25 protein-coding genes are annotated in these 25,294 nt (G+C 73.1%); 7 read left to right on the top strand and 18 right to left on the bottom strand.

Translation table 11 applies throughout. The annotated features are described in order from the left end of the window. Positions 1-18: 18 nt before the first annotated feature. Entirely contained in the window at positions 19-1,272 is a 1,254-nt protein-coding gene (locus ACIPN7_RS28075; RefSeq protein WP_400550204.1) for a hypothetical protein, read from the bottom strand. Between the two features lie 249 nt (positions 1,273-1,521). On the opposite strand from ACIPN7_RS28075, the gene ACIPN7_RS28070 reads away from it, so the two are divergent. Then, positions 1,522-2,742: a helix-turn-helix domain-containing protein gene (locus ACIPN7_RS28070; RefSeq protein ID WP_400550202.1), complete on the top strand. Its 1,221-nt coding sequence runs from the start codon at positions 1,522-1,524 to the stop codon at positions 2,740-2,742. A gap of 109 nt (positions 2,743-2,851) precedes the next feature. Here the strand turns inward: ACIPN7_RS28070 and ACIPN7_RS28065 are convergent, their stop codons facing one another. The 7 genes from ACIPN7_RS28065 to ACIPN7_RS28035 all read right to left on the bottom strand — a co-directional run bounded on the left by ACIPN7_RS28065 (position 2,852) and on the right by ACIPN7_RS28035 (position 10,290). Next, positions 2,852-4,387: an aldehyde dehydrogenase family protein gene (locus ACIPN7_RS28065; protein ID WP_400550200.1), complete on the bottom strand. Its 1,536-nt coding sequence runs from the start codon at positions 4,385-4,387 to the stop codon at positions 2,852-2,854. Continuing rightward, a complete protein-coding gene (locus ACIPN7_RS28060) occupies positions 4,384-5,793 on the bottom strand; it encodes a 2-oxoadipate dioxygenase/decarboxylase family protein (RefSeq protein WP_400550198.1) in 1,410 nt (469 codons plus the stop codon). The genes ACIPN7_RS28065 and ACIPN7_RS28060 overlap by 4 nt, the downstream gene beginning before the upstream one ends. 16 nt (positions 5,794-5,809) lie before the next feature. Next, positions 5,810-7,018, bottom strand: a complete 1,209-nt coding sequence (locus tag ACIPN7_RS28055; RefSeq protein WP_400550196.1) for an NAD(P)/FAD-dependent oxidoreductase — start codon at positions 7,016-7,018, stop codon at positions 5,810-5,812. A gap of 131 nt (positions 7,019-7,149) precedes the next feature. Further along, complete coding sequence (locus ACIPN7_RS28050) at positions 7,150-7,545, bottom strand: Fur family transcriptional regulator (protein WP_377230724.1); 396 nt, start codon at positions 7,543-7,545, stop codon at positions 7,150-7,152. After that, positions 7,545-8,474: a metal ABC transporter permease gene (locus ACIPN7_RS28045; protein ID WP_400550326.1), complete on the bottom strand. Its 930-nt coding sequence runs from the start codon at positions 8,472-8,474 to the stop codon at positions 7,545-7,547. Before ACIPN7_RS28045 ends, ACIPN7_RS28050 begins: the two co-directional genes overlap by 1 nt. Before the next feature lie 2 nt (positions 8,475-8,476). Next, positions 8,477-9,283: a metal ABC transporter ATP-binding protein gene (locus ACIPN7_RS28040; RefSeq protein ID WP_400550324.1), complete on the bottom strand. Its 807-nt coding sequence runs from the start codon at positions 9,281-9,283 to the stop codon at positions 8,477-8,479. A 44-nt stretch (positions 9,284-9,327) separates the two neighbouring features. After that, positions 9,328-10,290, bottom strand: a complete 963-nt coding sequence (locus ACIPN7_RS28035) for a metal ABC transporter substrate-binding protein (protein WP_400550194.1) — start codon at positions 10,288-10,290, stop codon at positions 9,328-9,330. 146 nt (positions 10,291-10,436) lie between these two features. Between ACIPN7_RS28035 and ACIPN7_RS28030 the strand changes: the two genes are divergently transcribed. Further along, complete coding sequence (locus ACIPN7_RS28030) at positions 10,437-11,843, top strand: glycine--tRNA ligase (protein ID WP_400550192.1); 1,407 nt, start codon at positions 10,437-10,439, stop codon at positions 11,841-11,843. Positions 11,844-11,864: 21 nt separating this feature from the next. Here ACIPN7_RS28030 and ACIPN7_RS28025 read toward each other — a convergent pair whose 3' ends face one another. Then, complete coding sequence (locus tag ACIPN7_RS28025) at positions 11,865-12,587, bottom strand: helix-turn-helix domain-containing protein (protein WP_400550190.1); 723 nt, start codon at positions 12,585-12,587, stop codon at positions 11,865-11,867. A gap of 355 nt (positions 12,588-12,942) precedes the next feature. On the opposite strand from ACIPN7_RS28025, the gene ACIPN7_RS28020 reads away from it, so the two are divergent. From ACIPN7_RS28020 to ACIPN7_RS28000, 5 genes are all read left to right on the top strand, one after another. After that, a complete protein-coding gene (locus ACIPN7_RS28020; protein WP_400550188.1) occupies positions 12,943-13,485 on the top strand; it encodes a hypothetical protein in 543 nt (180 codons plus the stop codon). A gap of 102 nt (positions 13,486-13,587) precedes the next feature. Next, positions 13,588-14,634 (top strand): FecCD family ABC transporter permease, encoded by a 1,047-nt coding sequence (locus tag ACIPN7_RS28015; protein ID WP_400550186.1) that lies wholly within the window; start codon positions 13,588-13,590, stop codon positions 14,632-14,634. Beyond that, positions 14,634-15,689, top strand: a complete 1,056-nt coding sequence (locus ACIPN7_RS28010; protein WP_400550184.1) for a FecCD family ABC transporter permease — start codon at positions 14,634-14,636, stop codon at positions 15,687-15,689. Before ACIPN7_RS28015 ends, ACIPN7_RS28010 begins: the two co-directional genes overlap by 1 nt. Continuing rightward, entirely contained in the window at positions 15,686-16,477 is a 792-nt protein-coding gene (locus ACIPN7_RS28005) for an ABC transporter ATP-binding protein (RefSeq protein WP_400550182.1), read from the top strand. The genes ACIPN7_RS28010 and ACIPN7_RS28005 overlap by 4 nt, the downstream gene beginning before the upstream one ends. Positions 16,478-16,615: 138 nt before the next feature. Continuing rightward, on the top strand, positions 16,616-17,668 hold the full coding sequence (locus ACIPN7_RS28000) for an ABC transporter substrate-binding protein (RefSeq protein WP_400550180.1): 1,053 nt from the start codon (positions 16,616-16,618) through the stop codon (positions 17,666-17,668). Positions 17,669-17,758: 90 nt separating this feature from the next. Here ACIPN7_RS28000 and ACIPN7_RS27995 read toward each other — a convergent pair whose 3' ends face one another. The 9 genes from ACIPN7_RS27995 to ACIPN7_RS27955 all read right to left on the bottom strand — a co-directional run bounded on the left by ACIPN7_RS27995 (position 17,759) and on the right by ACIPN7_RS27955 (position 25,294). After that, entirely contained in the window at positions 17,759-18,556 is a 798-nt protein-coding gene (locus ACIPN7_RS27995; protein WP_400550178.1) for an isoprenyl transferase, read from the bottom strand. Continuing rightward, positions 18,556-19,302 carry a DNA repair protein RecO gene (gene recO, locus ACIPN7_RS27990; protein WP_400550176.1) on the bottom strand — a complete coding sequence of 249 codons (747 nt, stop codon included), beginning with the start codon at positions 19,300-19,302 and terminating at the stop codon, positions 18,556-18,558. Before recO ends, ACIPN7_RS27995 begins: the two co-directional genes overlap by 1 nt. Positions 19,303-19,355: 53 nt before the next feature. Next, entirely contained in the window at positions 19,356-19,985 is a 630-nt protein-coding gene (locus ACIPN7_RS27985) for a hypothetical protein (protein WP_400550174.1), read from the bottom strand. A gap of 85 nt (positions 19,986-20,070) precedes the next feature. Continuing rightward, positions 20,071-20,826: a cytochrome d ubiquinol oxidase subunit II gene (locus tag ACIPN7_RS27980; RefSeq protein ID WP_400550172.1), complete on the bottom strand. Its 756-nt coding sequence runs from the start codon at positions 20,824-20,826 to the stop codon at positions 20,071-20,073. After that, positions 20,823-22,160 carry a cytochrome ubiquinol oxidase subunit I gene (locus ACIPN7_RS27975; RefSeq protein ID WP_400550170.1) on the bottom strand — a complete coding sequence of 446 codons (1,338 nt, stop codon included), beginning with the start codon at positions 22,158-22,160 and terminating at the stop codon, positions 20,823-20,825. The genes ACIPN7_RS27980 and ACIPN7_RS27975 overlap by 4 nt, the downstream gene beginning before the upstream one ends. Positions 22,161-22,258: 98 nt before the next feature. Continuing rightward, positions 22,259-22,843, bottom strand: a complete 585-nt coding sequence (locus tag ACIPN7_RS27970; protein WP_400550168.1) for an NTP transferase domain-containing protein — start codon at positions 22,841-22,843, stop codon at positions 22,259-22,261. 3 nt (positions 22,844-22,846) lie between these two features. Next, positions 22,847-23,671 (bottom strand): ABC transporter permease, encoded by an 825-nt coding sequence (locus ACIPN7_RS27965; protein WP_400550166.1) that lies wholly within the window; start codon positions 23,669-23,671, stop codon positions 22,847-22,849. After that, positions 23,668-24,450: an ABC transporter permease gene (locus ACIPN7_RS27960; RefSeq protein ID WP_400550164.1), complete on the bottom strand. Its 783-nt coding sequence runs from the start codon at positions 24,448-24,450 to the stop codon at positions 23,668-23,670. The genes ACIPN7_RS27965 and ACIPN7_RS27960 overlap by 4 nt, the downstream gene beginning before the upstream one ends. Then, entirely contained in the window at positions 24,443-25,294 is an 852-nt protein-coding gene (locus tag ACIPN7_RS27955) for an ABC transporter ATP-binding protein (protein ID WP_400550162.1), read from the bottom strand. The genes ACIPN7_RS27960 and ACIPN7_RS27955 overlap by 8 nt, the downstream gene beginning before the upstream one ends.

The following is a 25,294-nucleotide window of genomic DNA, read 5'->3' as shown; positions in this document are numbered from 1 at the left end:
CCGCCGTCCGACCTGGGCTCACGACCAGCCCGGTGGCGGGACCCGCCCCATGATCGACGCCGCCATGACGATCCCCGGCTCGTCCCGGCCGGGCGCCGGCTCGCGGTCCCGCAGCAGCGCCGCGCCGTCCCGCGCCCAGGTGAGGCCGGGCCGGCCGGACGCCGCCCGGTACAGCGCGTCCCGGTGGTCCGGGTAGCGCTCGGCGAGCAGGGCCAGCACCCATGACGGCACGTCCGGGTCGGCCAGCACCTGCGCGAGCCGCCGCGACTTCCACGGCAGGAGCGGCGCCGTGTGCACCTCGCGGAGCTGCGCGTACCAGTCGAGCAGCCGCAGACCCTTGACGGGGTGGTGCACCAGGGCGAACGTCGCGTCGTCGGGGTCGGCGGCGTCGTCGGGCAGCCAGCGCTCGTCGCGGAGCGCGCCGAGCAGCGCGAACTCCTCGGCCGGCGCCCCGACCCGGTCCTTGAACCGCAGGCAGCAGTCCACGACGTGCGACGCGGTGCCCTCGACCACGACGTCCCCGAAGAGGTCGAGGAAGGCCCGGTGGTGGTCGGCGACCAGCTCGCGGGCGCGGGCCAGCGTGCGCGGGTTGCGGAAGGCCGGGGACGGCGAGGACGTCAGGAGCGCCACGACGCCGTGCACGACGCCCTCGATGGCGTCCGGCGGGAAGACCGCCGGGGTGCTCGCGAAGACCCAGACCGCGCCGACGGGCAGCACGCGCCCGGACAGCGGCAGGCCGGGCACGAGCGCGACCGCGCGGATCTCGGAGCGTCCCGTGAAGACCCGGTAGTCCAGGTCGTCCTCCAGGTTGTGCAGCACCACGTGCTCGTCCACCAGGTCGGTCACGATGAAGTGCCCGAGCACCCCGCCGTCGTGCCACTGCTCCAGGAGCGCACGCTCGGCGGCGTCGAGAACGAGGCCGGCGGGGGCGGTGCCGTCGTCCTCGGGAGCCTCGCCGGGTCCGTGGACCGCGCCCCACGCCCGCTCGGCGAGGAGCCGCCGGACCAGGGACCCGCGCGCCTCCCGCGGCCCGGCGTGGACCAGCAGGTCCGTCGCGCAGTCCCGGGTGACGGCGTCGTACCGCTCGGGGTCCGCCTGGTCCGCGGGCACGACCGACTCGGACCGGACGTACCCGACGAGGCGCTCGACGGCCGGCGCGTTGGCGGGCCGCAGGACGTGCGCGACCAGGCGGCCGGCCAGCCGGGTCGCGAGGTCGAGCCGGTCGCGCAGGCTCAGCCCGTCGAGCGGGCCGACGGCGGAGGTGGTCGGCATGGACCGAGGCGATGAGTTCATAGGGATATCATTCGGCACGAACGTCCAACGCGCCGCGCCATGAACCATCATTGTGGATAACTACGCGCCCGGCATCGACCCGCCCGGCCGGCCTCCGAACCGGCCGTTCGATAAAAGATTGAGGTCGATCTTCGGCGTGAAGAGCGCATAGGACGCAAAGTAGACGAAGATCAGCCTTGCACCACCACACCGTCCTCACCTGTTCTGACCGAAAGGGACCTACCCAACATGGCATCGGAGAAACGTCCCCGACGCGTTCCGGCGGTCATCGCCGACACGCGGAGGAACCCGGGCTTCGCCCTGGGTGCCTTCGGGCTCTCGGCCTGGGCCTACATCGGCATGTCGCACACGATCGCTGCCTATGAGGGCCCGCGGCTCGGCTACGCCCTCGGCGTCGCCTACGAGGCACTGGTGATCGGCCTCGCCTGGGAGGGGCGCCGCCGGGCCGACCGTGCGCTCGAGACCGGCCGCCCGGTGTCCGGGCACGCCCGCTGGCTCGGCGGCGCGATCGTCGTCGGCATCCTCTCCGGCGCGCTCGCCGCCTGGCACGGCTGGCTCCTCGGGGAGGGCATCTTCGCCATCTCCCGCGCGGTCGCGCCCGTCCTGGCCGCCGTCGCGGTCCACCTCTTCTTCCAGTCGGCCTCCAGCTCGCGCGCCCTCGACCGGGCCGCGGAGATCCACAACGACCGGCAGACGGCCGTGCTGGACATGCTCGACGCGGTGCGGCTCGCGCAGATCGCCCCCGACGAGGAGCGGGCGGCCCGCATCGCCGACGTGAACGCCGCGGTGGGCCGGGTCCACCGTCACGTGCCCGCGGCCGTGACCGCGGAGGTGACGCGCCCGCACCTGGAGTCGGAGCGCACGATCCGCGACGTGGTCCAGGAGGCCGCGACGCTGGCCGGCGAGTGGATGCCGGAGCCCAACGCACCCCGGCGGACGCCGGAGGAGGCGGCCGCCAGCGGCGCCGCCCTGGCCGAGATGGTGCTGCCGAAGCTCGTGCTGCCCATCAACCCGGAGGACGGGAGCCTGGTCGACCCGGCCGAGACCGACCGCACCGCCGACACCGCGGCGGACGACGCCGGGACGATCAGCGCCGAGCGGCTGCACCTGGAGGACAAGTACGCGCCCGTGAAGGCGGACCGGACCGCCCTGCCGGTGAGCCCGCCCGCCGAGGCGCCCGCCGCCGACTGGGAGGACCTCTCCACCGAGGTCGCGCCGACCCCGGCGCCGGCGCCCGCGCTCGTCCCGGCGCCCGCGGAGCCGGCGCCCGCGCTCACCACCGCGCAGATCAGCGAGATCCGCGTGCTCCGGTGGGCGCAGAACCTCAGCATCGAGGAGGTCGCGGCACGCCTCGGCGTCCCCATCGCCTCGGTGAACCGGTACGCCCCGAGCACCGACCCGACGACCGAGACCGGTTCCCTCATGGCGATCCCGGCCGCCGTCTCCTGAGCGGTTCCTGACCGGGAGCACGACAGCGGCCCGGCCCCACGCGTCAGCACGCGTGGGGCCGGGCCGTCTCCGTCGCCGCGCCGGCCGGCGGGCCGGTCAGCAGGGCCGGTCAGCCGAAGTTGACGCCCTGCGCCAGCGGCAGCTCCGTGGAGTAGTTCACGGTGTTGGTGGCGCGGCGCATGTACTGCTTCCAGGCGTCCGAGCCGGACTCGCGGCCGCCACCGGTCGACTTCTCGCCGCCGAACGCGCCGCCGATCTCCGCGCCCGAGGTGCCGATGTTGACGTTCACGATGCCGCAGTCCGAGCCCACCTCGGAGAGGAAGGTCTCGGCCTCGCGCACGTCCAGCGTGAAGATGGACGACGACAGGCCCTGCGGCACGTCGTTGTGCACGGCGATCGCCTCGGAGAGCTCCGAGTAGGTCAGCACGTACAGGATCGGCGCGAACGTCTCGCGCCTGACGACGTCGGCCTGCTCCGGCATGCGCACGATCGCCGGGTGCACGTACGCCGCGTCCTCGGCACCTGGCACGTCCACGCCCGTACCGCCCACGACGAGCTCGCCGCCCGCGGCCACGGCCTCGTCGATCGCGGCCAGCATGCGGTCGCGCGCGGCGGCGTCGACCAGGGGGCCCACCAGCGTGCCGTCGGTGCGCGGGTCGCCCACGGGCAGGCCGGTGTAGACCTTGGCGAGCCGCGCCACGACGTCGTCCACGATCGACTCGTGCACGATCAGGCGGCGCAGCGAGGTGCAGCGCTGCCCGGCCGTGCCGGCCGCGGAGAACACGGCGCCGCGCACGGCGAGGTCGAGGTCCGCCGACGGCGCGACGATCGCCCCGTTGTTGCCACCCAGCTCCAGCAGGTACCGGCCGCCGCGGGCCGCGACGACGGGCGCGACCTGCTGGCCCATCCGCTCCGAGCCGGTCGCGGAGACGAGCGCGACGCGCGGGTCGGCCACGAGGGCCTCGCCGGCCTCGCGGTCGCCGAGCAGGAGCCGCGAGACGCCCGCCGGGAAGCCCGCCTCGGCCAGCGCCCGGTCCAGCAGCGCGGAGGCGCCGACGGCGGACAGCAGGGTCTTCTCGCTCGGCTTCCACACCACGGTGTCGCCGCAGACCAGCGCGACGGCCGTGTTCCAGGACCACACCGCGACCGGGAAGTTGAAGGCGCTGATCACGCCGACCACGCCCATCGGGTGCCACGTCTCCATGAGGCGGTGGCCCGGCCGCTCGGACGGCATGGTGCGGCCGCCCACCTGGCGCGACAGCCCGACGGCGAAGTCGCAGATGTCGATCATCTCCTGGACCTCGCCCAGCGCCTCGCTGGTGATCTTGCCCGCCTCGATGGTGACGAGCTCGGCCAGGTCGGCCTTGTGCTCCGTGAGCAGCTCGCCGAGGCGCTTGACGACCTGCCCGCGCACCGGGGCCGGCACGGAGCGCCACGTGGTGAAGGCCTCGGCGGCCTCGCCGACGGCGGTGGCGGCCTCGGCGGCACCGGCGCGGTGCAGCTCCAGCAGCGGCTGCCCGGACAGCGGCGACACGACGGGCAGGCCCGTCCCGGTGGGCACCGTGGCGCCCAGCCGCTCCAGCGCGGCCAGGGCGGCGTCGTGCAGCTCGGTCGTCAGCGGGCTGTGGGTGGTGGTGCTGGTCATCGCGGTGCTCCCGTTGTGCGGTGGGTGGTGGTGAGGGTGGCCGGGTCGACGCCGAGGGTCTCGGCGGCGGCGGTCAGGGACCTGGCCACCTGGTCGGCGTACAGGTCGAAGGGGTCGTTCAGCTCGCGGCCGAGCGCGCCCGCCATCCAGTCGGCATCCCGGTCGGTGCCCTCCTGGCTGGCGTCCTTGGCGCCGTCGGACGTGAGGTTGGACTGGAAGATCCCGGCCGCCGAGCGCGGCAGGAAGTCCTCGTAGACGATCGGCTCGCGCACCACGCCGGTGCCGGCCGGGTCCACCTCGTAGGTGAACCAGCCGAGCTCCTGGTCGGCGAGCGCGGCTTCCGTGGTGGGGAAGGTCTTCTGCCAGACGGCACGGGCGAGCTGCTGGCGCTGCGCCTCCGTGAAGCCGGGGTCGCCGGCGCGAGCGGTGGCGGCGGCCTCGTCGATCTCGACCACCGCGGCGTCGTACGCGGCGCGGCCGGCGCGGGTCAGCGCGATGCCGCGGGCCTCGACCTCGCCGAACCGCACACGCAGGGCGTCGCTGACGATCTCGCCGTCGGCGGTGCGGAAGGTGCGGGGCTCGGCGAGCGCGCGGAACGACGTCTGCCGCAGCAGCACGTCCGGGCCCTCCCAGCGCGGCGGACCCTGGATCGCGTCGATCATCGTGATGCCGCGGGCCTCCATGCGCGCGTACAGGTCGTCGATGTCCAGCACGCGCGGCGTGAGGTGGTTGATGTGCGTGGAGGCGATGCCGCCGATGTCGGCGGCGACGGCGCTGACCGCCTCCAGCTCGCGGTACCAGGCCTGGTCCACGGGCTCGCGGGACAGCTCGAACGCCTCGGTGGCCAGCCGCAGGAACTCCGCGGCCTGGTCCTCGGGGAGGCCGCCCTCGGCCTCTGCGCGGTCGGCGAGGGCGAGCAGCTCGGGGCCGAACAGGGTGCGGGCACCGAGGAAGTTCTCCAGGCGCTGCTCCAGGTCCGCGGTGAAGAAGCGGCGGTCGGCGGGCACCAGCATCGACGTGAACACCCGGAAGGGGTTGCGGGCCAGCTCGGCCCGGTCGACCGGCCGGAACGCCGTCGAGATCACGGGCACGGAGCTGGAGGAGGCGTCCCGCAGGTCGTAGAACCCGACCGGGTGCATGCCCATCGCGCCGAAGACCCGGGCGACCTGCGACATCTCGGTCGGAGTGCCCACCCGGATCGCGCCGTGCCGCTCCGCCGTGACGCGCGCGATGGAGCCGAGCCGTTCGGCGTCCGCCCCGTGCTGCGCCACGAAGTCGGTGTTGACCTCGTGCGACACGTCGAGCAGCGTGGTGTAGGCGGGAACCTCCTTGCCGTACATGTCCGAGAGGCTGCGCGCGAACGCGGCCCTCAGCCGCCAGGGCTCGAGGAACGTCGGTGCCGACATCGATCTCTCCTTGCCTTCAGATGATGTTCGCCTCGGGGCCTCGTCGCCCCGGGTGCGTGGTACGAGTGGTCGTGGCGAACCGGTCCGCGCCGAACCCGGACACGTCGATCCGGGGCGTGCGGCCGGCGTACAGGTCGCGCACCACCTCGCCGACGGCGGGCGCCTGGAGGAACCCGTGGCCCGAGAAGCCGGTGGCGTACAGCACGCGGCCGGGCACGCCGGTGGCCTCGCCGATCAGGGCGTTGTGGTCGGGCGTCATCTCGTAGAGACCGGCCCAGCCGCGCGCGACGGGGACGTCGTCCAGCCCGGGCGCGCAAGCGCCGATCGCGCCGCGCAGCAGCGGCAGCCAGCCCGGGTCGTAGGTGCGCTCGAACGCGATCGGCGTGGCGGGGTCCGCGATGCCGAGCAGCAGGCCGCCGGGCTCGGCGTTGTGGAAGTAGAACGTGGTGCCGTAGTCGATCGTGAACGGGATGCGGGGCGGCGCCGGGTCCAGCCGCGGCGTGAACCCGATCTGCCGGCGGTAGGGGTCCACGGGCAGGTCGAGGCCCGCCTTCGTGGCCAGGTCCCGCGTCCAGGCCCCGGTGCACAGCACGACGGCGTCCGTGCGCACCCGGCCCTGGCTGGTCCAGACGGCGACCACGGCATCGCCCCGTGTCTCGACGTCGGTCACGGTGACGTGGGTGCGGACCGTGGCGCCGTGCCGCTCGGCGCCGTCCGCATAGCCCTCCACGACGGCCTTCGGGTGCGCGAACCCGTCGCGCGCGGCGTACGCGGCCCCGGCGTAGCGGTCGGCGTCGACGTACGGGTTGAGCCGGCGCACCTCGTCGTGGCCGAGCATGCGGCTGGCCACGCCGCGCTCGTTCTGCATGGCCACGGACTCCTCGAACAGCGCGACGTCGTCGGCGGCCGGCAGGAGGAACAGGTAGCCGGGCTGCTGCAGCCCGATGTCCGCGCCCGGGCGCGTGGCGAAGTCCTCGTAGAGGTCCAGGCTGCGGTCGCCGAGGTCGACGTTGGCGGGGTCGGAGAACTGGGCGCGCACTCCCCCGATGGGCTTGCCCGAGCTGCCCGAGGCGAGCTCGTCGGCCTCCAGGAGGAGCACGTCGACGCCGTCCTCGGCCAGGTGGAACGCCACGGACGCGCCGAGCGCGCCGCCACCGACCACGACGACGTCGGCGCGTGAGGGCAGCCGTCCCCGACGGTCCGCGGGGCGCCGTGCTGAGGTCATGCACGCATCCTGCCACGGGCTCCGGCCGAAAATGGTCGACACCGGAATTGTTCTTGCAAGACCGGCCCGACTCGGGGGAATCAGGTGCCGACGGGGCCCCGCGGCGTCGTCAGTTCAGTGTCGTCGTCAGCTCAGTGCGCCGCCGCGCGGCAGTCCGCGCACGTGCCCCACAGCTCGATCGTGTGCTCGATGTCGTCGAACCCCTGGGAGGAGGCGACCTTCGAGGCCCAGGCCTCGACGGTGGGGCCGTCGATCTCGACGGTCCGGCCGCACATGCGGCACACGAGGTGGTGGTGGTGCTCGCGGCGGGCGCACCGGCGGTACAGGCTCTCGCCGTCCTCCGCGCGCAGCACGTCCACCTCGCTCGCCTCGGCGAGCGCCTGGAGCGCCCGGTACACGGTCGCGAGGCCCACGGACTCGCCGCGGGCCCGCAGAGCCTCGTGGAGCTGCTGGGCCGAGCGGAAGTCGGCGAGCTCGTCCAGCGCCTCGACGACAGCGGTGCGCTGCCGGGTCATGCGTGCGGTCATCAGCGGCACTCCTTCGCGGCGGCGACCGCACGTTCGGTGGCGGCCGCGGGCAGGTCGACGTCGTCGGGCAGGTCGGGGTGCGGGTCGTGCGCGGGGCGCCGTCGGCCCAGGAGCGGCGCCAGCAGGGAGACCACCGCGTACACCCCGATGGCCAGCACCACGATAGTGGCGCCGGGCGAGACGTTGTACCAGTACGTGATGCTCAGGCCGGTCAGGCACACGACCACACCGACCACGCACGCGGTGAGCATGGTGCGGCCGAAGGCGTGCGTGACCTGCTGCGCGATGGCGACGGGCACGATCATGAGCGCGCTGACCAGCAGCAGCCCGACCACGCGCATCGCGACCGTGACGGTGAGGGCCGACACGACGGCCACCACGATGTTCAGCGCCCAGACCGGCAGGCCGGAGGCGATCGAGAACTCCTCGTCGTGGCTCACGGAGAACAGCGCGTGCCGCAGGCCCACCCCGACCGCCAGGACCACGGCGGAGAGCACGACGGTGAGCCAGAGGTCGGCGTCGGACACCGTGGAGATCGAGCCGAACAGGTACTGCATGAGGTTCCCGGAGGAGCCGCCGGCGATGCCGATGAGGAGGACGCCGCCCGCGATGCCGCCGTAGAACATGATGGCGAGCGCGAGGTCGCCGGACGTGCGGCCGCGGCGCCGGACCACCTCGATGAGCACGGAGCCGACCACCGCGGCGACCACCGCGCCGGGGATCGCGAGGGCGTCGTTCGGCGTCAGGCCCATGCCCGCGCCGACCAGCCAGCCCAGTGCGACACCCGTCAGGGCGACGTGCCCGATGCCGTCGCCGAGCAGGGAGAGCTTGCGCTGCACCAGGTAGGTGCCCACGACGGGCGCCGTGACGCCCACCAGGAGCGCGGCGATGAGGGCCCGCTGCATGAACGGGTCGGTCAGCATGAGCATGATCACGGGCGCACCTCCAGGTCGAAGGCCCTGGACTCGGCGGGGTCGAGGGAGTTGTCGTCGGCGTGCGGGTGCTGGTGGCGGTGCCCCGCACGGTCGTGGTCGTGCCGCGCCTGCGGCGGGGCGCCGTCGTGCACGACCTTGCCGTGCTTGAGCACGACGGCGCGCGTGACGAGCGGTTCGAGCTCGCCCAGCTCGTGCAGCACCACGAGCACCGTGAGGCCACCGTCGACCAGCCGCCGCATGGTGGTGGCGAACGCCTCCTGGCTGGCGACGTCGACACCGGCGACGGGCTCGTCCAGCACGAGCAGGTCCGGCTCGCGGACCAGGGCGCGCGCGATGAGGATGCGCTGCTGCTGCCCGCCCGACAGGAGGTGCACCGGGTCCTGCACGCGGTCGGCGAGGCCCACCTGCTCGAGGGCCACCGCGACGCGGTCGCGCCAGCCGCGCGGCAGCCGCAGCCGGCGCCCGTGCAGCAGGCCCGAGGCGACGACCTCCTGGGCGGTCGACGGGATGCCGCCGCCCGCCCCGGCGCGCTGCGGCACGTAGCCGATGCGGCCCCAGTCGACCGTCCCGGTGCGCCGGCCCCCGCCGAGGGGCTCGCCGAGCAGCCGCACCGTGCCGGCGGACGGCACGTTGATGCCCACCAGCGACTTCACCAGCGTGGACTTGCCGGAGCCGTTCGCACCGAGCAGCGCGACGACCTCGCCGGCCTCGACCGTCAGGTCGATGCCGCGCAGGATATGGCTCGCGCCCGCACGAAAGTGCAGGCCGCGCGCCTCGATGACGGGTTCGCCGGTCTCGGTCATCTGACTGGTCTCCACCTGCATAGTCTCCACCTGCCCTGTGTCGGTCATGCGCAGACCAGTCCGTCCTCGAGCGCGGCGAGGTTGGCCTGCATCACGGAGACGTAGTCGTCACCCGCGGCCGCGGCCTCCTCCGACAGACCCTCCAGCGGGTCCAGCACGGCCGTGCTCACACCCAGGTCGGCGGCCAGCGTCTCCGTGACCTTGGGACTCACCAGCGTCTCCGAGTACAGCGTGGTGACGCCGTTCTCCTTGACCACGGCGCCGATCTCGCGCAGGCGCGCCGGGGACGGCTCCGCCTCCGGGTCGAGCTCGGCGATGCCCACCTGCTCCAGCGCGTACCGGTCGGCGAGGTAGCCGAACGCCGCGTGGCTCGTCACGAGCGTCGCGCCCTGACAGGCGGCGAGGCCGTCGGCCATCTCCTGGTCCAGCTCGTCGAGGCGCTCGCCGAGCTGGAGGGCGCCGGCGGCGTACTGGTCGGCGTGCTCCGGGTCCACGGCGGACAGCTCGTCGGCGACGGCCTGCCCGACGGCGGCCAGCCGGCTCGGGTCCAGCCAGAAGTGCGGGTCGGTCGAGCCGTGCTCGTCGCCCTCGTCGGCGTGCTCCGCGTGCTCCTCCTCGGTCTCCTCCGCGTGCTCGACGAGCCCGGCGGCGTCCGCGGCGTCGACCACGTGCTCGGGGGCGCGGGACTCGACCCCCTCGTCGACGGCGGCCTGGAAACCGGAGAGATAGACCACCAGGTCGGCGGTGCCGATCTCGCGGACCTGCGCCGGGGACAGCTCCAGGTCGTGCGGCTCGGCGGCCGGCGGCGTGAGGTTGTCGACGGTGACCAGGTCGCCGCCGATCTGCTGCGCCACGTACTGGAGCGGGTAGAACGACGCGAGCACGACGACGCCGTCGGACTCCCCGCCCGCGCCGCCCGTCCCCTGGGCGGAGCAACCCGCGAGGGTCGCCGCGCCGGCGAGGACGAGGCTGGTCAGGGCGGCGCCGGTGGCGCGAGTCGAGGTCATGAGAACGATTCTCACGCTTGTTGAGAACGATTGTCAAAGATCGGTGCGGAGAGGTCGGTCACGCGCTATTTCGCGCGGGCCCCGACCGGCCCGGACGGTACGCTGGGCGGACGTAACTTCCCCCTGTTCCCCTGGAGAGAACCCTCGTGTCCGACAAGTCAGTGCGCTCTGCGCAGACCGCCAAGCTCGACGCCGTCGTCTCGCTCGCGAAGCGACGAGGTTTCGTCTTCCCGTCGGGCGAGATCTACGGCGGTACGCGCTCTGCGTGGGACTACGGACCCCTCGGCGTGGAGCTCAAGGAGAACATCAAGAAGCAGTGGTGGCGTGCGATGGTCACGAGCCGGGACGACATCGTCGGCCTCGACTCGTCGGTCATCCTGCCGCGCCAGGTGTGGGTGGCCTCCGGCCACGTCGGCGTGTTCACCGACCCGCTCACCGAGTGCCTCTCGTGTCACAAGCGGTTCCGCGAGGACCAGATGATCGAGGAGTTCGAGGAGAAGAAGGGCCGCGCCCCCGAGGGCGGCCTCGCCGAGATCGTCTGCTCCAACTGCGGCACCCGCGGCCAGTGGACCGAGCCCCGCGACTTCAACATGATGCTGAAGACGTACCTCGGCCCGGTCGAGGACGAGTCCGGCCTGCACTACCTGCGCCCCGAGACCGCGCAGGGCATCTTCGTGAACTTCGCCAACGTCGCCGCCGCGGCCCGCAAGAAGCCGCCGTTCGGCATCGGCCAGATCGGCAAGTCGTTCCGCAACGAGATCACGCCGGGCAACTTCATCTTCCGCACGCGGGAGTTCGAGCAGATGGAGATGGAGTTCTTCGTCAAGCCCGGCGAGGACGAGGAGTGGCACCAGTACTGGATCGACTACCGGACCAACTGGTACACGGACCTCGGCATCTCGGCCGACAACCTGCGCCACTACGAGCACCCGAAGGACAAGCTGTCGCACTACTCGACCCGCACCGTGGACATCGAGTACCGCTTCGGCTTCCAGGGCAGCGAGTGGGGTGAGCTCGAGGGCATCGCCAACCGCACGGACTTCGACCTGAAGACCCACACGGAGAGCTCGGGCAAGGACCTGGCCTACCGCGACCCGGTGACCAACGAGAAGTACTTCCCGTACGTCATCGAGCCCGCCGCCGGCCTGACCCGGTCGCTCATGGCCTTCCTCGTCGAGGCGTACGCCGAGGACGAGGCGCCGAACACCAAGGGCGGCGTCGACAAGCGCACGGTCCTGCGCCTGGACCCCCGGCTGGCCCCGATCAAGGCCGCGGTGCTGCCGCTGTCCAAGACGGCGGACCTGCTCCCGGCGTCCGAGAAGCTGGCCGCGGAGCTGCGCAAGTACTGGAACGTCGACTACGACGTGACCCAGGCGATCGGCAAGCGCTACCGCCGGCAGGACGAGATCGGCACGCCGTTCTGCATCACCGTCGACTTCGACACCCTCGACGACCAGGCCGTCACCATCCGGCACCGCGACACCATGCAGCAGGAGCGCGTCGCCCTGGACAAGGTCGTCAGCTACCTGGCGGGCCACCTCGTCGGGGCCTGACGCCCCGACGCCCGAGCCCGGCTAACCGCGCGCGTCCTGCGCCTGCTCCCGCAGCAGGCGCAGGACGCGCGCCGCGTTGCGGTCCGTGGTGTCGATCTCGTGCAGCGGCTGCACCCGCAACGACCCGTGCTCGCCGTTGTCGATCAGGACGTGGCGCGCGACATCCTCGGCCGGCGCGAACCGAAGCGTTGTCTCATGGAAGAAACCGCGCACCATGATCCAGCCGCCGGGGCACTCCGCCTCGATCAGTTCGTGCACCTCCTGCGGCGTGCGGGGCCAGGCGGTCCCCACCCAGCTTGGCGGGCGAAACCGGATCCGGTCGTGACGCAGCTTGTCGGTGAGCCACTCCATCGTGCGCTCGGTGCTTGCGACGGCGACCTGGGGGTCGCCGGCATCGACGGGAGCACCGAGCAGCGCTGCCGCCGCGAGCCCTTCGATCCGGTAGTCCAGGCCCACCAGGTCCTCGATCTGCTCGACCGCGAAGTAGACCCGGCCGGCCAGGTCCGGATCGTGCCGGTGCTCGACGATCTGGCGGCGCACGTCCTCGTCGAGCGGTTCCAGCTCCAGCCGGACCTGCTTGCCCAGGGCGGCGAGGATCTCCCGCAACGACCCGAAGCTGGGCGTCCGCACGCCGGCCTCGAGCTGGGAGATCGATGCCCGGGACCGGCCCACCCGACGCCCGAGCTCCTCCTGCGTGACCCGTGCCTCGAGTCGGGCCTCCTTGATCAGTGCTGCGAGATCCATCGACCGATCCTGTCAGCGATCGGGCCCGCGAGCCGGGCGGAGTCGACGCGTCTGTGGACAACTTCGACCCCGCGGATGCCGGCCAAGGCGCCAGTCCGCTCGCGCCTCGTCCAGCCGGCCCGACGTCGTGGGCCTCCGGGGAAGTGCTCTGCCAGCCGGGGCCGTAACGGAGACGTAGCAGTGCTAGCTCGGCGTTACCTACCCGGCTGGCAGAGTGCTTCCCCGGAGGTGTCTCGTGCCGGTTCACCCGGGTGAGGTCGGCTCGAATCGGGTCATATCGCGCGGCGAAGGGGCTCTAGGAACTCGCAGCGTGCCTCGTCCCGGGGCGCCCCGAGTCACCGAAGAGGTTGGCCCCATGATCCGCCGCACCATCGTCGCCCTGGTGAGCGTGCTCGCGCTCGCCCTCACGGCGTCGGCCCCCGCGCAGGCCGCGACCGTCTACACCACGAACGTGACACTCGACGCGAAGCCCGAGCCGGTCGCGAAGAACAAGACGGTCACCCTCAAGGGGACGCTCAAGTACAAGAAGGACGGGCAGTGGCGCGCGCTGCCCACGACCAAGGTCCTGACGGTGACCTTCGACCCGTCGGGCCCGGACAAGCCCCGCAAGATCGGCCTGGTCCGGACGACGCGCACCGGCGCCTACACGTACAAGGCCACGGCGTCGCGCTCCGGCAAGTGGACGGTGAAGTACGCGGGCAAGGCGGGCACCTTCCGGGCCGACGCCGCGGCCGACGCCGTCTGTGTGTACTCGGCCGGGCGGTGGCAGTGCCCCGTCTCGCCGACCAACCCCGACCTGGACTGCAAGGATATCGGCAGGACGGTCTGGGTCGGCACCAAGGACTACCACGCGCTCGACGCCGACAACGACGGCTGGGGCTGCGACTCGTACTCCTGACCCGCTCGCCCCGGTCCCGCCCGGCGGGTCCGCCCGGTCGCCCGAGCGTGGGTGACCGGGCGCACGTACCGAGCATCCCGCGCGTTGTGGAATGCTTAGGCAATGCTTACCTCACCTGCGGCTGCGCCCGCGGGACGCCGTGAGGGTGCGGAAGCCGTAGCCCAGCGTGCCCGACGTCGGACGTTCGCGTTGCTCACGGCGCTCGCCGCGCTGCTGCTCGTCGTCCTGGCGAGCCTCGCGCTCGGCGTCCGCGACATCAACCCGGCCGAGGTCTGGCGGGCGCTGACGGCGCCCGTCGCCGGTCTCATGGACCACGACGTGGTGCTGGAGCAGCGCCTGCCCCGCACCATCGTGGGCCTGGCGGCGGGTGTCGCGCTCGGCACGGCGGGCACGCTGATCCAGGGCGTGACCCGCAACCCGATCGCCGACCCCGGCCTGCTGGGCCTGAACTCGGGTGCGTCGCTGGCGGTCGTGTGCGCGGTCTGGCTGCTGGGCATCACCTCGCCGCTGGGCTACGTCTGGTTCGCGTTCCTGGGGGCCGCCGTCGCTGCCGCGATCGTGTTCTCGGTGGGACGCGGCCAGCCGGTGCGGCTCGCGCTGGTCGGGGCCGCGGTGACCGCGCTGATCACCCCGCTGATCACCCTGGTGCTGCTGCGCGACCAGCAGGCGTTCAACCTGTACCGGTTCTGGTCCGTCGGCTCCCTGACGGGCCGAGGCCTGGACACCGTCACGGCGCTGTGGCCGTTCATCGTGGTCGGCCTGGTGCTCGCGGCCGTGCTCGCGCACCGGCTCAACATGCTGGCCCTCGGGGACGACGTCGCCACGGCACTCGGCCAGCGGGTCGGCACCACGCGCGCCCTCGCGGCCGTCGCGATCGTGCTGCTCGCGGGCACCGCGACGTCGCTCGCGGGGCCTATCGCGCTCGTCGGGCTCGTGGTGCCGCACGCGGCCCGGCGCCTCGTCGGCACGGACTACCGCTGGGTCATGGCGATCGGCGCCCTGCTGGGCCCGGTGATGTTGCTGACCGCGGACGTCCTCGGCCGGCTGATCCTGCCCCGCTCCGAGCTCGAGGCCGGCGTGGTCGCGGCGCTCCTCGGCGCGCCGGTGCTCGTCGCCGTGGCGCGCAGCAGGAACGTGGTGGGGGCCTGATGTCCGCGCCCGCCCCCGCCCCCACCTCCGCCACGACGGTCGCCACCGTCGCCGACCTGCGCACCCTCCGCCGCCGCCGGCAGGCGCTCGTCGTGTCCGGGATGGTGCTCGTGGTGCTCGTCGCCGGGACGGCGGCGCTCCTGATGGGCGCGGCCGGCCTCACGCCCGGCCAGGCGATCGCCGGCGCCGTGGGCCTCGGCGACAAGGGCGACGTCTTCGTCATCCAGAAGCTCCGTCTGCCCCGCATCGAGGCGGCCGTCGTGGTCGGCGTCGCGTTCGGCCTGGCCGGCGCCCTCTTCCAGTCGACCCTCCGCAACCCCCTCGCGTCCCCCGACATCCTGGGCATCTCCACCGGCGCGAGCCTCGGGGCCGTGATCGGTGTGCTCGTCCTGGGGCTGAGCGGCATGGCGCTGTCCGGCCTGGCGTTCGCGGGCGCCGCCACCGTCGCGCTCGCGATCTGGCTGCTGGCATGGCGCAGGGGACTGCACTCGATCCGGTTCGTGCTGGTCGGTGTCGGGTTCGCGTACCTGGGCTCCTCGCTGATCGCGTGGGCCATGGCCCGGTCGCAGGAGCACGAGGCGGCGGCCGTCCTGATCTGGACCGTCGGCTCGGTGTCCGACGTCCGCGGCGAACAGCTCACGCTCGTCGCCGTCGGGACGCTCGTGCTGTGCGCCGTCGTCGCCGTCGTCTCGCGGACGCAAGGGCCGCTCGCCCTCGGCGACGACAACGCGCGCGCCCTGGGCGTGCACGTGGACGCCGCCCGGGTCGGCGCCCTGCTGCTGGCCGTCGCGCTCGTCGCGCTCGCGACCAGCGCCGCGGGCCCCATCGCGTTCGTCGCCCTGGTCGCGCCGGCCATCGCGCGCCGCCTGGTGAACGACGGAGGCGCTGCCCTCGTCGCGTCGGCCGCGACCGGCGCCGCGCTGACCCTGACCGCGGACGTGATCGCGCAGCACGGGCTGCTCGGCGTCGCCGCCCCCGTCGGGATCGTCACGGGGCTCGTGGGCGCCCCCTACCTGCTGTGGCTGCTCGCCACGACCGAGAAGAGGAGCCGATGACCAACCTGCGCGCCGAGGGCGTCAGCCTGGGCTACGACGGCCTGAAGGTCATCGAGAACCTCGACCTGACGCTGCCCGACGGCAAGATCACCGCCGTCGTCGGACCGAACGCCTGCGGCAAGTCCACGCTGCTGCGCGGGCTGGCCCGCCTGCACCCGCTCGACGCCGGCCGCATCACGCTCGGCGGCGCGGACATCACGCAGATGCCGCGCAAGGAGCTGGCCCGCAAGGTCGGCATGCTGCCGCAGTCGTCCATCGCGCCGGACGGCGTGCGGGTCGCCGAGCTGGTCGCACGCGGCCGCTACCCGCACCAGGGCTGGTTCGGCCGCCATTCGTCCGACGACGACGCCGTGGTCACCACCGCGCTGGAGTCCACCGGCGTCGCCGAGCTCGCGGACCGGCCCGTCGCCGAGCTCTCGGGCGGGCAGCGGCAGCGGGTGTGGATCGCCATGGTGCTGGCGCAGCAGACCGACATCGTGCTGCTCGACGAGCCGACCACGTTCCTCGACGTCCGCCACCAGCTCGACCTGCTGGACCTGCTCACGGAGCTGAACCGCAACCAGGGCACGACCGTCGCGATGGTGCTGCACGAGCTCAACCTCGCCGCCCGGTACGCCGACCACCTGGTCGTGATGTCGGCGGGCCGGATCGTCGCCGAGGGGCTGCCGTCCGACGTGCTGACCCGCGAGGTGGTCGACGAGGCGTTCGGGCTGCGCGCCCAGGTGGTGCCCGACCCCGTGGCGGGTTCGCCGCTCGTGGTGCCGGTCGGCCGTTACCACTCCAAGTAGTTCCGCCCCGCGGGGGCGTGGTTTACCTCACGCAGACCTCCCTCAATTCCGCAACACCACCGTGACCTATTGTGGTTAGGGTTACCTCATCTCGACCGGCACCCGCCGGTCGTTCGACTGAACACCCCGGGAGAAACCGTGCGACCTCGCCGATCCCTCGCAGCGGCCGTCGGCCTCGTCGCCGCGTCCGCCCTCGCCCTCGCGGGCTGCGCGTCCGAAGAGCCGGCCGGCAGCGACGCCGCCACGCCGTCCGCCGGCGCCTCCGGCGCGACCGACGAGTTCCCCCTGACCATCGAGCACGCGCTCGGCGAGACCACCATCGAGGCGGCACCCGAGCGCGTCGCCACCTGGGGCTGGGGCTCGACCGAGGCCGCCATCGCGGCGGGCGTCTTCCCCGTCGCCGTCGCCGAGCAGACCTGGACGGTCGGCGAGGGCAACCTCCTGCCGTGGGTCGAGGAGGCCTACGACGAGGCCGGCGTGGAGCACCCCACCGTGCTGACCGACGCCGAGGCCGGCGCGACCGTGCCCTACGAGGAGTTCGCGGCCGCCGAGCCCGACGTCATCATCGCCACGTACTCGGGCATCACGCAGGAGCAGTACGACCTGCTCAGCGAGATCGCCCCGACGGTCGCCTACCCGGAGACCGCCTGGCAGACGCCGTGGGACGAGATCATCACCGCCACGGACGCCGCCCTGGGCCGCAGCGCCGCCGGCGAGGCCAAGGTCGACGAGATCAACACGTACCTGGCCGAGCAGGCCGAGGCGCACCCCGAGTTCGCGGGCAAGACGGTCGCCGCGATCGTCGACTCCCCCGACGAGGGCCTGATCTACGTCTACCGGGCCGGTGACCCGCGCGCCGGGTTCCTGGAGGGCCTCGGCTTCGAGACCGCCCCGGCCGTCGAGGAGCTCGCGCCGGACGACGACTCGTTCTTCTACACGCTGTCGTACGAGGAGCTCGACAAGCTCGACTCGGACCTCGTCGTCGCCTACACGTACACCGAGGAGGAGGCCGCGGCGCTCCCCGACAAGAAGGAGCTCCAGGCCCTGCCCGCCATCAAGGACGGCATGGTCGCGCAGCAGGTCGGCACCGTCGCGGTCTCGGCCGTCTCGCCGCCGACGGCCCTGTCCGTCGAGTACCCCGAGGGCATGCCCCTGCTGATCGACTCCCTGGCGGAGACGCTGAACAAGTGACCACCCCGCCGAGGTAGAACTCTGGCGAGACAGAACTGTGGCGAAGTAGAACCCGGCTGAGGTTCTACTTCGCCACAGTTCTATCGCGCTCTACTTCGCCTTGGGGGTGTCCAGGGCGCCGCCGTAGCGGCGGTCGCGCTTCGCGTACTCCTCGACGGCGTGCCAGAGGTGTCGACGGTCGACGTCGGGCCAGGGCTCGTCGAGGAACACCATCTCGGCGTACGCGGCCTGCCACAGCATGAAGTTCGACGTGCGCTGCTCGCCGGACGAGCGCAGGAACAGGTCCACGTCGGGCACGTCGGGCAGGTACAGGTACTTCTGCACGGTCTTCTCGGTGATGCGCTTCGGGTCCAGCTTGCCCGCGGCGGCGTCCCGGGCCATGGCCGCGGCCGCGTCGGCCAGCTCGGCCCGGCTGCCGTAGTTGACGCACATCGTCAGCGTGCAGAGGTCGTTGTCCTTGGTGCGCTCCTCGGCCTCCAGCAGCACGTCGATCACGGACTTCCACAGCTTGGGACGGCGCCCGGCCCACCGGATCCGCACGCCCCACGACGCCATGACGTCGCACTGGCGCCGCATCACGTCCTGCGTGAAGTTCATCAGGAAGCGCACCTCCTCGGGCGAGCGCTTCCAGTTCTCCGTGCTGAACGCGTATGCCGAGACGTACTCGACGCCCACGTCGACGGCCCCGGCAACGACGTCGAGCAGTGAGTTCTCGCCCGCCCGGTGCCCCTCGATGCGCGGCAGGCCGCGCGCGTTGGCCCAGCGCCCGTTGCCGTCCATGACGACGGCCACGTGGCGCGGCAGGAACTCCTTGGGGATGCGCGGGGCCCGCTCGCCGGACGGGTGCGGGAACGGCGTCACCAGCTCCCGGCGGGTGTTCCGGGCCATCAGCGCTCCACCATCTTCAACGATCGCAACGTTCTCTCCAGGTAGTACTGGCCGTAGGCGGCGACGATGCCGCTCGCCTCCTTGCGGTGCCGCGCGTCGGACGCGTCGGCGGTCGCCCAGTCGCCCGCGAGCAGCGAGGACAGCAGGGCGAAGGTCTCGGGCGCCGGCGCCGTGGAACCCGGCGGCCGGCAGCGGGGGCAGACGGCGCCGCCCTGCGCCACGTTGAACGAGTGGTGCGGCCCGGGCTCGCCGCAGCGCGCGCAGTCCTCGAACGACGGCGCCCAGCCGGCCACCGCGAGGGCCCGCAGCAGGTACGAGTCGAGCACCAGGCCGGCGTCGTGGTGCCGCTCGGACAGCGCCCGCAGGCCCCCGGCGAGCAGCCAGTACTGCTGCACCGCGGGCTCGTGCTCCGCCGCGACCAGCCGGTCGGCGGCCTCCAGCATCACGGTGCCGGACGTGTAGAGGCCGTAGTCCTCGCAGATGGAGCGGGCGTACGCGCCGATGGTCTCGACCTGCGTGACCGTGTCGAGCCCCATGCCCGGCCGCGGGCTGCGGCCGGTGTGGAGCTGCACGTCGACCGCCATGAACGGCTCCAGGCGCGCCCCGAACTTGGACGACGTGCGCCGCACGCCCTTGCCCACGCCGCGGACCTTGCCGTGCTCGCGCGTCAGGAACGTGACGATGCGGTCCGCCTCGCCCAGCTTCTGGGTGCGCAGCACGATCGCGTCGTCTCGGTACAGGGGCACAGAGCCATTCTGCCCCCAGTCACCGACACTCCGGGACGCCCCGCGTCACCGCGTCACCTCTCGACGAACCGGGTCCCGTCCGGCGTCAGCTCCGGCTCCCACACGAACCGGTGGATCACGTGCTTCTCCAGGATCCAGCGCGCCAGTAGCGCGACGCCGCCCCAGATCACGAAGAGCAGCAGCGTCTGGAGGAAGTTGATGCTGATCTTGTCGAAGCCGGTCAGCGCCAGCGTGGGGATCAGGAAGATCAGGCCGAGGAACGCGGGCAGGAGCTGGATGCCGACCCACTGCACCACCGAGAGCATGTCGACCCGGCGCTCGGCGACCACGCCGTGGAAGTCCATCACGTTGACCACGTGGTCGGCGCGCCACTTGGCGACGTGCCGGGCGACCGTCCACTGCGCGTCCCGCGCCTCCAGGGCGGCGCTGCCCGTCGGCAGCCAGATCCCGAGGATCTGGTGGATCTCGGCGGGCGTCAGATACCCCTTGTCGAGGATCGCCAGGCTGTGCACGGGTGGCTGCCGCGTGTTCGTCGGCAGCACCAGGGCGGCCAGGAACAGCAGCACGCCGCCGGTCCCGAGCAGGCCCACGAGCGCGTCCGGGAGCCACGGCAGGAGCAGGGTCGCGGTGGCGAACGCCAGGGCGCCGAGCAGCGCGCAGACGATGCGGTTCTTCATGGTCATGGTAGGGAGGACTTTACCGGCATCTCGTCGACCTTCGGGGCGATACGTCCGTTTCGATACCTAAGTTCCGGCAGTCACGGAGGCCTCAGAAGAAGAGCGTGTCCCGGCGGTCCAAGGGCCGGGACACGAGCCACCAGGCCGCCACCTGCAGCGCGAGGACCAGCGGGAGCACGATCAGGGCGACGACGCCGAGCGCCGCCATCGTCTCCTCGGAGACCGCCCCGCCGACCAGGCGCGGCCAGGCCGCGATCGCCGTGCCGACGACGGGGGCGGCGATCATCACCGACGTGACGGCCACCGGCAGCGGGCCCGTGCGGCGCAGTCGCCACGCGACCAGGGCGTCCCCGTGCAGGCGCGTGACGACCACCGCGGCGATGCCGAGGGCCAGCGCGGCCAGGGCGCTCCCCCACGCCACGCCGAGCAGCGCGCCCCAGCTCCCGGCCAGCGCGATGCTGGCGACCACGAGCACCACGTCCCACACGTCCCGCCACACGTTGCCCGGACGCCGGCTGCGCAGCCAGATCGCGGCGTCCCGCAGCGCCCAGGACCCGACGAGCACGAGCGCCACGGGGTACCCGGCGCCCAGCAGCTCGGCCTCGGCGTGCGGGAACACGCCCACCAGCACGCCGAGCGCCGCCACGAGCCACACCTCGCCCGGCAGCAGGACCGGCCCTACGGCCCCGAGCACGACCCGGCGCCGCGCGGGGTCCCGGCGCCGGTCCTTCCCGTCCGGGCCGCGCTCCTGGAGCAGGGTGGCGCCCGCGCCCTGGACGGCGCCGTCGAGCACCACCCAGCCGACCAGCAGCACGGTCAGGAGCACGGCCCACGCCGCCGCGTTCATCGGGCACCCTCCGGCTCGGGCCCGCCGCCGCGCGTCCCGTCGTCGGGCGTCCCGCTGCCGTGCGTCCCGTCGTCGGGCGTCCCGTCGTCGGGCGCGCCGAACCGGAGCAGCACCTCGTCGTCCGCGCCGTCGTCCCGCAGGACGTCGGCCGCGGCGGCGCCCAGCACGAGCCGCTCGGTCCCCGCGCGGGCCAGCCGGCTCAGCACCCACCAGTCGAGCACGGCGAGCGTGACCATGAGGCCCACGAGCAGCACGAGCGAGGCCAGGACGGCACGCGCGGACTGGTCGGAGGTTACCTCGTCGACCCGCAGCACCCCCTGGACGACCCACGGCTGCCGCCCCAGCTCGCGCACGAGCCAGCCCGCGAGCCCCACGACGAACGGCAGGGGCAGCAGGGCCGTGAGCAGCACGTAGAGGGTTCGGCGGCCCCGCATGCGGAACAGGGCGCCCGCGATGAGCAGGAACGGGAGCACGAGCGCGCCGAGGAAGACGAGGTCGGCGCTGCGCATCATGAGCTCGAGGAGCACGCCGACGGCGGCGTACTGGCCGAAGCCGCCCTCGATGTACCCGAACTGCGCGTAGCCGAAGCCCTGGGCGAACAGCACGCCGACGACGCCGGTCCAGATGCCGGCCCGCATGGAGTACCGCCACAGGTCCTCGTCGGGGCCGGTCGGCAGGCGAAGGCCGCCGCCCGTGCGCCGCAGGTGCCACGCGGAGACGCCGACGAGCACGAACCCGCCGGCCATGAGGCAGGCGCCCACCACGTGCAGGCCGGACAGGAGCGCCGCCGGGTTGGTGACCAGGGCGCCGACGTCGGTGATCCGGGCGACCTGGTCGCCGGCCGGGCCCTCCAGCACGTACCCGAGAGGGTTGCGCAGGAACCCGTTGGCGACCATCACGGCGAAGGCCGAGGCGTACCCGGTGAGCACCACGGCCCAGAAGATCGCGGCGTGCAGCGCGCGCGGGAACAGGTGCCAGCCGAACACCCACAGGCCGAGCAGGGTGGACTCCAGGAAGAACGCGGCGAGCGTCTCCACGGCCAGCGGCGCGCCGAAGACCTCACCGGCGACGTCGAGCAGGCCCGGGAAGTGCAGGCCGAACTGGAGCTCCAGCACGATCCCGGCGGCGATGCCGAGCGCGTAGTTGACGAGGTAGATCTGCCCCCAGAACCGGGTGGCGTTCTCGAAGACGACGGCGCGGTCGCCCGTGGCGCGGGCCCAGCGCGTGTTGAAGATCGCCACCACGGGGCCGAGCCCGAGCGTGAGCAGCACGAAGAGAAAGTGCACTGCGGCCAGCAGTGCGAACTGCAGGCGGGCGAGTTCCGTGGCCTCCACGTTCCCGAGACTACGTAGCCGAACCGGTCGCGGCGACAGGATTCGGGCAGGACCGGGGAAAGGTCAGGGATGACCCCTAGCCCGGGGTGGGGCTGGCCCTACCGCCGGTCGACGTCGTCGCCGCCGCCCAGGTCGGTGCAGTCGATGCCGACGGCGCCGTGCTCCCGCAGGTACTGCCCGGCGCCGGTGTCCCCGCGCACCGAGCCGGCGAGCGCCGCCCAGTGCTCGCGGCCCAGCAGCACGGGGTGCCCGGGACGGCCGTCGTAGGTCGCGCGGGCGAGGGCGTGGCGGGCGGCGTCGGGCTCGTCGAACGGCTTCAGCACGCGGCGCACGGAGTCGGCGTGGAGGCCGGGCAGGTCTACGAGGGAGATGACGGCGGCGTCCGCCCCCGTCTCCTGGGCGGAGGCGAGGCCGGTGCGCAGCGAGGCCGCGAGGCCGCTGCCCCACTCGTCGGCGACCACGGGCGTCGCGTCGGCCGGCGCCAGCCGCTCGGCCTCGTCGGCCCGCGCGCCGAGCACCACGACGACGTCGGCGCACCCGCCGTCGACCAGGGCCTGGCAGGCGAGCTCGAGCCACGGCGTGCCGCCGTCGGACCGGGCGAGCGCCTTGGGCATGCCGAACCGGGTGCCGCCGCCGGCCGCGAGCACGATGCCGACCGCCGTGGTGCCGTACCTGCCGTCCATGGATCAGCTCCGTCCGTATCGGGCGAGGACGAACGACTCGATGATCTGCGCCGCCAGGTAGAGCACGAGCGACGCGAGCGTGACCACCAGGACGCACGCCCACACGAGGTTGTTCTCCGACCGTCCTACCGCGTTGACCACCATGCTGCCGATCCCCTCGCCGGTGATCAGCCACTCTGCCAGCAGCGCGCCCGTGATGGCGCCGGGCACGGAGATCCGGACCGAGGCGAACAGCGCGGGCAGTGCCGAGGGGAAGGCGACCCGGAACAGCAGGGCCACCGGGCCGCCACCGTACACGTGCACGACGTCGGTCAGCTGCGCGGACACGGAGCGCAGGCCCTGCACGATGTTCACGAGCGCGGGGAACAGCACCACGATGCCGGAGACCACCGCCACTCGCACCAGCTCGTCGGTGAACAGCAGGCGGATGATCGGGGTCAGCGCGATGAGCGGCACGGCGCGCAGGATCAGGGCGACCGGCATGACGGCGGTCTCCACTGGCCTGGACAGCACGATGAGGGCCGCGGCGAGCGTCGCGGCGAGCATCCCCGCGACGAAGCCGAGGGCGGCGTCGCCGAGCGTGACGCCGAGCCCGTCGAGGATCTGGGCGCGGGTCTGGGCCGCGTCGTCGGAGGCGAACAGGAACTCGTAGACCTCGGCGGGGCCCTTGGCGACGAAGGTGTTGTCGACCAGCGCCACGGAGGCGACCCACACGACCGTGAGGACGGCGGCCATGAGCAGCGCCGTGGCCACCGCCCGGCCGAGGCCGGCCGCGAGTGCCCGTCCGGCGCCTCCGCGGCGGGCCGAGCTCGTCGAGACCTCGCTCATCGTCGTCCTCCTGAGGTCGACCACGGCACCGCGACCCGGCCCAGCAGGCCGAACGCGGCGTACCCGATGCCCGCCACCAGGGCGCAGGCGAACATGATGCCCCAGGCGCGCTCCACCATGAGGCCCTGGCCGGCGGCGATGAGCGCGGGTCCGACACCGCGGTCCACGCCGCCGATGTACTCGCCCAGGATCGCCCCGAGGAACGCGGCCGGGGCGGCGATCTTCAGGGCGCTGACGATCTCCGGCAGCGCGGACACGAGCTGGACCGTGACGAGCTGGCGCCAGCGGCCGCCGCCGTAGACGTGCACCACGTCGAGCGCGGCGGGGTCCGCGGACCGGAAGCCGAGCACGGCCCCGACGACGGTCGTGAAGAACACCGACAGGGCCGCCAGGACGACCGCCGTGGGCGACGGGTCGCCGGGGTCCGGCGGGCCGAGCACGATGTACAGGATCGGCAGGATCGCGATGGTCGGCACGCAGTAGCTGATCACCGCGACCTGCGAGATCACGGGCTCCAGCCGCGGCGTGAGCAGCACGAGGGCCGCGAGCACGAGCGCCAGGCCGTTGCCCCACGCGAACCCGATCAGGGCCTCGACCACGGTGCCGCCGAAGTTGTTCGCGTAGAACGCCCAGCCGTCGGCGGCGTACTGGCGCAGCACGCCGGGCGGCGTCGGCATGGACGAGCCGTCGAAGGCGGTGACCGCGAGCAGCCACCACAGCGCCACCAGGGCGGCCAGTCCCGCCGTCCCGCCGAGCCAGGTGCGGGCGCGGTCAGGCATCGCCGGCCGTGTCGTCGAGGGCGGCGTCGGCGGTGAACAGGAGCTCCGAGGCCCGGTCGTGCAGCGCGTGGAACTCGGGGGTGCGCATCATCTCCGGCAGGCGCGGGCGGGGCAGGTCCACCTCGATGACCTCCTTGATCCGGCCGGGCCGCGGGCTCATGACCGCCACCTGGTCGGAGAGGAAGATCGCCTCCGAGATGCCGTGCGTGACCATGAGCGTGGTCGCCGGCTTCTCGGTCCAGATGCGCAGCAGCTCCAGGTTCAGCCGCTGGCGGGTCATGTCGTCGAGCGCCCCGAACGGCTCGTCGAGCAGCAGCACCGAGGGCTTGACCACCAGGGCGCGCGCGATCGAGACACGCTGGCGCATGCCGCCCGAGAGCTGCGCGGGCCGCGCTTTCTCGAAGCCGCTCAGGCCCACCAGCCGGATGAGCTCGGCCACGAGGTCGTGGTCCACGGGCTGCCCCGAGACCTGGAACGGGAGGCGCAGGTTGGACTCGACCGACCGCCACGGCAGCAGCGCGGCGTCCTGGAACGCGATGCCGAGCTCGTGCCCGGCCCGCAGCCGCGCCGGGTCCTTGCCGTCCACCTTCGCGGTGCCCGACGTCGGCGCCTCCAGTCCCGCGAGGATGCGCAGGATCGTGGACTTGCCGCAGCCGCTCGGGCCGAGGAGCGACAGGAAGCTGCCCTGGTCGGTGTGCAGCGTGACGTCGTCGAGCGCGGTCACCGTCTTGCGCCCCGAGCCGAACGACTTGGACAGGTTGGCGAGGTGCAGGCCGGTGCCGGCCCCGCCCTCCGGGGCGGGACCGGCACCGGTCGGGACCTGCGTGACGGACTGGTCGACCAC

Origin of the sequence: Promicromonospora sp. NPDC090134 (assembly GCF_044746965.1) — a bacterium.
Classification (GTDB): Bacteria; Actinomycetota; Actinomycetes; order Actinomycetales; family Cellulomonadaceae; genus Promicromonospora.
This window is presented reverse-complemented; position numbering and strand designations above follow the sequence as displayed.